Genomic DNA, 6,273 nt, shown 5'->3' with positions numbered 1-6,273 from the left:
CCACTTCGCTAGGAAGCTGGCTCATCAGTTCGGCGTGTTCCGCCGTGCTGGTAGGGGCGCATTATAGGGAGCCGCGCCGGGATGACAAGGGCTTTTTGCAAAAATGCGTTCGTTTGCTGAAAAAGCGAACTGAACGCCCCAAAACAACCCCTTGGCACCTCTTTTACGCCGCTTTTTTGCTCAACTCTTCGCTTTGTGCCCGGATATAGTTGACCCAGCTGGTTGCCTTCTGCTGCCAGTTATCCTGTTGCTGCAGCTCACGGGCCAGTTCCAGCGCCTGGGCATACTGCTCCTTATTAAGGTGTGCCTGCACCAGCAGCGCTTTGGCACGATTGCCTTGCTCGCCTTTTACCGACTTGATGGCGGCGAGCTGGATCATGGCAGCATCAGTCTTGCCCTGTTGCAGCATCAGTTCGGCGGCGCGCATGGCAGCTTTGGGCTGACCATGTAGGCTGGCCAGCTGCTGCCAGCTATTAACTGCTTGTGACCACTCCCGGGCACCTTCCCACAATTGGGCCAGCAGTTGGCGGTTTTCAGCACTTTGCTTCATCTGTCCCTTGGCCATGGCCGCTTCCAGCAGACGGGCTCCACGATAAGGCAGCCCTTGCCAGGCATAGAGACGGATCAGCTGATTGCGGGCAGACGTATCATCCATCAGTTTTCTGTCGATAGCTGTTTGCAACAGAGCCAACGCCTGATCGCCACGTTTGGCGGAGAGGTTGAGTGATACCGCCTGTTGCCACCATTTGCTCTCTTTGGGTTCGTGGCTGATCAACTCGGCCGCCTGATCGGCCGCCACGCCATAACGTTGCTGAGCTGTGAGGGCGGAGAGACGAATGATGGCGGCCTGCTTCTGCCAACCCTTCTTCAACAACTGTTCGCTCTGGCTGGCAGCGTCACCGTACTGTTTGTTGTGGTAATGGAGGCCAGCCAGACGCAGGCGCAGCCCATCGTCTTGTTTGAGTGCCAGTGCCGCCTTGTAGCTGGCGATGGCGCCAGACCAGTTGGATTGCTGGGCCTGAATATCGCCGCGCAGTCGCAACAGCTGGAGCTGTTGCTGCTCGGGCCACTCTTTATAGGCAAGAGCCTGTTCGACATAACGGCTCGCCTGGGCGGTCTGTTGCAGATTGGCCGCCAGCGAGGCTTGCAACTGCGCCAGCCAGGCACGCTCGGCATCGCTATTTGGCTTGAGGCCGGATGCCTTGCTCTGGGCTTGTTGCCACTGACCGGACTGATAGAGCTTCATCACGGGTTCAAGCTGACGGGAGAAGTGAGGGCTGACCTCCATCGCCAGACAGGCTTGGCCGACCAGGGCAAGCAGACAGATCCAGATCCGCAACATAGTTATGACTCCAGTTTGAATTTGAGCGTGATGACTTGCACCAGCTTGTCGGTGGCGCCCGGTCTCGGCTGATAGCGCCACTTGTTGATCGCCTGAATGGCCGCCCGCTCGAACTGACGTTTGGGTTTGGCCTCGACCACTTCCACATCCTGCACGCCACCTTCGGCATTCACGCTAAAGCGCAGGGTGACAAATCCTTCGATCCCTGACTGCTGGGCACGATAGGGGTAGACCGGCTCGATCCGTTGCAGCGGCATCAGCATGTCACCTGCGCCGATACCCGCTCCCTGCTGCTGGCCGTGATAGTTGCCACTCAATACCGGTGCGGTACTGGTCGCCACGCCGGGGGCATAGACCTGCACCGCGCTGAGGCTGGAGACCAGATCCAGACTCGGCTCAACGGCCGCCAAGGGGGCCGCGGCAGGCATCGGCAACGGTGTCGAGGCCAATGCCGCGGGAGGCTCTGGCAGAGGCTCGGGCTCCTGTGGCACCGGACGCTCGCGCACCTGCACCTCGGTCACCTCGTTCTGCATATTGATGACGATGGGCTTCTGTTCGCTCGCCACCTTCTCGCCCCGGGGCGGTTCAACCAGCGTGGCCATAAACAGCAGGATGCCCAGACTGAGGGCGATCCCCAGCCCCAGGCTCATCAGCTTGTATTTCATTTCGGCGCCACCGCCACGGCGATATTGGCGATACCCGCCGCCTTGGCCTCATCCATCACCCGCACCACCTTGCCGTGGGGCACCCGCTCGTCAGCCTGGATCACCAGGCTGGCATCGGGTTGCTCCGCCAGCAGACGGGCAATGGTGGCCTGCACCCGCTCCACATCGATCTGCTTGCGGTCGAGGAAGATCTGACCCTGAGCCCCGATCGCCAGCATGATGCTGGAGGATTTCTGCGCCTTGGCCTGACTGGCCTGGGGCCTGTGCACCTCGAGCCCGGCTTCACGCACGAAGGAGGTGGTGACAATAAAGAAGATCAGCATGATGAACACGATATCCAGCATGGGGGTCATGTCGATCTGCACTTCGTCACGCTGGCGTTTGGATTGCCGTCTCATTGCATTACCTTCTCTTCTCGCAGGCCGTCCCGGGTCTTGGCCAGCGCACGCTTGGCCTGACTCTCGAGCCGACTGAGTAACAACACGCCGGAGAGTGCCACCACCATGCCCGCCATGGTGGGGATGGTGGCGCGGGAGATCCCGCCCGCCATGCTCTCCGGGTTAAAGCGGTTGGCCGCAGCCAACGCATCGAATACACCGATCATGCCGGTCACAGTGCCCAGCAGCCCCAGCATGGGGCAGAGCACCACCAGGGTGCGGATGAAGATCAGATGACGGTTCAGTTCCAGCTCCGCCTGTGCCAGCCAGCGGCTGCGGATCGCTCGGGCGTGCCAACTGTGGCGCTCGCTGCGGGCCTGCCAGCGGCCGAGCAGCTGTTGCTGCAAGGAGCCAAAACCCAGATTGAGGTAGAGCAGCCGCTCGATCATCAAAATCCACATCAGCACCAGCAGGGCCAGAATGACCCAGAGCACAGGGCCGCCACGGCCCATGAAACTCTGCAGCTGTTGCCAGATGTCGAGCATCATGCTGCTCGCTCCATCCCGCCGTTATTGCTCTCGGCGCGCTCGGCCAGAATGCCGGCTACCTGCTGCTCCAGTACATTGGAAAGCTCGGTGAAGCGCGATTGCAGCAGGCTGTGGGCCAGGATCAGCGGAATGGCAGCAACCAGACCCTGTACCGTGGTAACCAGCGCCATGGAGATGCCGCCCGCCATGATCTTGGGATCGCCGGTGCCAAACTGGGTGATGGCCTGGAAGGTGCCGATCATCCCGGTCACGGTACCGAGCAGGCCCAACATGGGGGCGATGGCCGCGATCACCTTGACCATGCCGATGCCGCGCTCCATGCGAGGAGTCTCCTGCAGGATCGCCTCATCAAGACGCAGTTCGAGGGTCTCCATGCTCAGCTCGGGGTGTTTGTCTGCCACCGTCAGCACCCGGCCAAGGGCGTTGTCGGCGTGATACTCGCCGCTCTTGAGCTGGCGGCGCACCCGACCCAGTTCGCGGGAGAGGCTCCACAGCCGTACCGCAGCGATACTCAAACCGATGGCGGCCAACAGCACGATAATGGCGCCGACCTGACCACCTTGTTGTACCTGCTGCCAGAAGGTGGGTGCCTGTGCCAGCATCGCCAGCAGAGTGCCATGAGAAGGATCCAGCGGCAGCGCTTCCCCTTCCTGACCCTGATAAGCCGCAACGGCAGAGAGCACGCTACCGGGCAGACCCAGTACCGGGCTCAAGCCTTCGGCGGTCGGTTGCAGGAAGCCTTCGCTCCCCAGCAGGGCAAAACTGCCAACCCGGGTCAGCGACTGCTCGCTGGCAGCCCCCTGGGCATCGAGCACCTTGCCGTTGAACTGAGCAATCCGGCCAGATTCGCGGATCTCCTGCAGCAGCGTGGCGGGCAGCAGGGCGAGGGCGGCGCGATCCGGCACCTGTTTATCCTGTGCCATGGCTTTCAGCGGGGCGAGACGTTCCGGGTACTGGCCCTCGACGGCGGATTCGCTCAGCAGCTTGACCGCATCGCTGGCGCCCTGACGGGTGACCGCGAAGATCTCGTTCATATCGCCGGAGGCTTGCTCCCACTGTGCGTTAAGCTCGACCAGCTGCTTCTCGTTGCTGGCGAACTTGCCGGCCAGCTCCTTGCTCAGGCGCTGGGCCTCAGCCAGTCTGGCGCGGGCAGTGCCGAGCTCCTTGGTAACGGTCGCCAGATCTTGCTGAGCCTGCTGTTCACGAGCCTGTTCCTGCTGCTGCCACTCATCGGCAACAGCGGCATTGGCACCGCAGGAGAGGGCAATAAGGAGGGGGAACCACTTCATGGTGACTCTCATGATTGGGCCTCCTGACTGCGGCTGACAGAGAGGGGGACATTGAGCAACTGGGGAACTTTCTTGTCGGCGGCCACATCCATCGCCTCGGCGATAGGGGAGAGCCACTGGCTGTCGAGTGCTTGCCACTGCTTCGCCTCGGCAGACCAGCGCCATGCCTGACTGCGATCGGCCGTCATCGCCAGCAGGGAGACCCGACCCAGCGCCAGCACATCGACCCGACGCGGAGCACCATCCAGCTCCAGCTCGGCGGAATAGCTGTCCATCCGGCTGCCGTACTCGGCTTCAATCTGATAGGCCTGCAGCAGCTGACGGAATTTCTCTGCCTCGCTAACGTCTGCACGAGCCAGGGTCGCTTTCAACTGTTCAACCCGCGCCAAACGATCTTCCTTGCGCAGCGGGATGTCGTTTTGCACCAGCTGTTCCAGATCTGCCTGCATCTGCAACATCAGCGGGATCAAGCCCTGACGGGTCTCTTGCACCGCTTCCAGCTGCTGGCTCAATTTACCCAGCTCATTTTGCTGATCGGCCACCAGAGATTGCATGTAGCGGTTGTAGGCTTCGAGGTCACGCAGTTGCAGCTGGGCATTTTGCAGCTCCAGTCGGGCGGCAACGGCGGCATCGGCGGCTTTTTCCACCCGCTGCTGGGAGGCTTTCCCGGCAGCTATGCTGTTCTTGAGGGCGGGAGCAACCAGCTCATCCCCGATGGCAGCAAAGTGGACTGACAGTGGCAGCAGGGCCACACCCCATAATTTGTTCATTGAAATACATCTTACTAATGATAACTATTATCATTATCTCAAATGTGGGGCGGACTGGCAACGAGAGGATTTTCTTGGCCTTTATGCACAAAAACAGGATAATTTTTAGACACGCACGGAATAAGTGGCGCCAATAGCCACCGCACAAATATAAATAACGAGAAAAAATCTTTTCGATCAGTGTGATAGAGATCGAAAAAGGAGAAAGTCATGCTCAACGATGCGATCTGGGAACATATCGACAAGTTCACCAAGGCAACAAAAACCAGCGATATCCAGCAACAACTGGAACGCTTCAGTCATCAAATGGGCTTTGATTACTTCCGGCTGTTGATTATTTTCCCCATCAGCATGCAGAAATCCCACGTGGCACTATTCAACAACTGTCCGACCAGCTGGTTTGACGCCTACAGCGAAAACCAGTATCTGACCCAGGATCCGGTGGTCTATCTGGGGCTGAAACAGACCCAGCCTATCTTCTGGAACAAACTCGACTGCGACTCGCCCTGGCTGCCCAGCGCCAGCCGCGATGTGATGAATCTGGCTGCCGATTTCGGGGTGCGCAACGGCGTATCCTTCCCGCTCCACACCCCGCAGGGGGAGCACGGTATCCTCTCATTCATCACCAAGGAGAAGTCCAACTCTGATCTGATGTTTGAAAACGTTCCCTTGCTGTCATTCTGCGCCAGCTACATCTTCAACTCCGCGCTGCAACTGATAAAAAGCCGGCCTGACCTGATGAAGTACCTGACCGAACTGTCGGATCGGGAGAAGGAGTGCCTGTTCTGGGCCAGCGAGGGCAAAACCTCCTGGGAGATCGCCACCATCCTTGGCATCAGCGAGCGGACGGTCAACTTTCACCTGACCCAGGTGACCAACAAGACCGACTCGAAGAACCGCAGCCAGGCCATCGCCAAGGGGATCACCAGCGGCATCATAGTGCCCTCCCTCGACGAGGTCACCATCACCAACCTGCGGCTGTCGTAACCCTCAGCAGCAACAAAAAGAGCCGCAATTGCGGCTCTTTTTCATTTCAGAAAGTGACTGATCAGAGAGTGACTTACTCGACGGTCACCGATTTTGCCAGGTTGCGCGGCTGGTCGACGTCAGTGCCCTTGATCAGGGCGACGTGGTAGGAGAGCAGCTGCAGCGGCACGGTATAGACGATGGGGGCGATCACCTCTTCCACATGGTTGAGGTTCATGACCCGCATGGTCTCGTCGCTCTTGAAGCCGGTGTCGGCATCGGCGAACACGTAGAGGATACCGCCACGGGCACGCAC

Annotated in this window: 7 protein-coding genes and 1 pseudogene; 1 reads left to right on the top strand and 7 read right to left on the bottom strand. The window is 59.7% G+C overall.

Annotated features, from left to right (window positions below):
* Positions 1-163: 163 nt before the first annotated feature.
* From G5358_RS19715 to G5358_RS19690, 6 genes are read right to left on the bottom strand one after another with little or no spacing between them, the layout of a single operon-like run.
* Entirely contained in the window at positions 164-1,342 is a 1,179-nt protein-coding gene (locus G5358_RS19715) for a hypothetical protein (protein ID WP_216952450.1), read from the bottom strand.
* Between the two features lie 2 nt (positions 1,343-1,344).
* A complete protein-coding gene (locus G5358_RS19710) occupies positions 1,345-2,007 on the bottom strand; it encodes an energy transducer TonB (RefSeq protein ID WP_005339371.1) in 663 nt (220 codons plus the stop codon).
* The gene (locus G5358_RS19705) at positions 2,004-2,405 is read right to left on the bottom strand and encodes an ExbD/TolR family protein (protein ID WP_005339369.1); all 402 of its coding nucleotides are present in this window, start codon (positions 2,403-2,405) and stop codon (positions 2,004-2,006) included. Before G5358_RS19705 ends, G5358_RS19710 begins: the two co-directional genes overlap by 4 nt.
* Positions 2,402-2,932 (bottom strand): MotA/TolQ/ExbB proton channel family protein, encoded by a 531-nt coding sequence (locus G5358_RS19700; protein WP_216952452.1) that lies wholly within the window; start codon positions 2,930-2,932, stop codon positions 2,402-2,404. The genes G5358_RS19705 and G5358_RS19700 overlap by 4 nt, the downstream gene beginning before the upstream one ends.
* Positions 2,929-4,233, bottom strand: a complete 1,305-nt coding sequence (locus tag G5358_RS19695; RefSeq protein WP_421324752.1) for a MotA/TolQ/ExbB proton channel family protein — start codon at positions 4,231-4,233, stop codon at positions 2,929-2,931. The genes G5358_RS19700 and G5358_RS19695 overlap by 4 nt, the downstream gene beginning before the upstream one ends.
* Complete coding sequence (locus G5358_RS19690; protein WP_005357258.1) at positions 4,230-4,991, bottom strand: DUF3450 domain-containing protein; 762 nt, start codon at positions 4,989-4,991, stop codon at positions 4,230-4,232. The genes G5358_RS19695 and G5358_RS19690 overlap by 4 nt, the downstream gene beginning before the upstream one ends.
* Positions 4,992-5,201: 210 nt before the next feature.
* Between G5358_RS19690 and G5358_RS19685 the strand changes: the two genes are divergently transcribed.
* Complete coding sequence (locus tag G5358_RS19685; RefSeq protein ID WP_216952456.1) at positions 5,202-5,978, top strand: helix-turn-helix transcriptional regulator; 777 nt, start codon at positions 5,202-5,204, stop codon at positions 5,976-5,978.
* Between the two features lie 73 nt (positions 5,979-6,051).
* Here G5358_RS19685 and G5358_RS19680 read toward each other — a convergent pair.
* Positions 6,052-6,273 (bottom strand): annotated as a pseudogene (locus G5358_RS19680) (glutamine--fructose-6-phosphate aminotransferase); the annotation flags it as partial.

This window comes from Aeromonas sp. 604176 (genome assembly GCF_049170755.1).
Taxonomy (GTDB): domain Bacteria; phylum Pseudomonadota; class Gammaproteobacteria; order Enterobacterales; family Aeromonadaceae; genus Aeromonas; species Aeromonas veronii_A.
Note: the sequence above shows the minus strand (reverse complement) of the source record. Positions and strands in the feature narration are given on the sequence as shown.

Bases quoted from the DNA above. Each gene is read 5' to 3' on its own strand.
- G5358_RS19715 (WP_216952450.1), bottom strand. From the start codon at position 1,342: ATGTTGCGGATCTGGATCTGTCTGCTTGCCCTGGTCGGCCAAGCCTGT.
- G5358_RS19690 (WP_005357258.1), bottom strand. From the start codon at position 4,991: ATGAACAAATTATGGGGTGTGGCCCTGCTGCCACTGTCAGTCCACTTT.
- G5358_RS19685 (WP_216952456.1), top strand. From the start codon at position 5,202: ATGCTCAACGATGCGATCTGGGAACATATCGACAAGTTCACCAAGGCA.
- G5358_RS19710 (WP_005339371.1), bottom strand. From the start codon at position 2,007: ATGAAATACAAGCTGATGAGCCTGGGGCTGGGGATCGCCCTCAGTCTG.
- G5358_RS19705 (WP_005339369.1), bottom strand. From the start codon at position 2,405: ATGAGACGGCAATCCAAACGCCAGCGTGACGAAGTGCAGATCGACATG.
- G5358_RS19695 (WP_421324752.1), bottom strand. From the start codon at position 4,233: ATGAGAGTCACCATGAAGTGGTTCCCCCTCCTTATTGCCCTCTCCTGC.
- G5358_RS19700 (WP_216952452.1), bottom strand. From the start codon at position 2,932: ATGATGCTCGACATCTGGCAACAGCTGCAGAGTTTCATGGGCCGTGGC.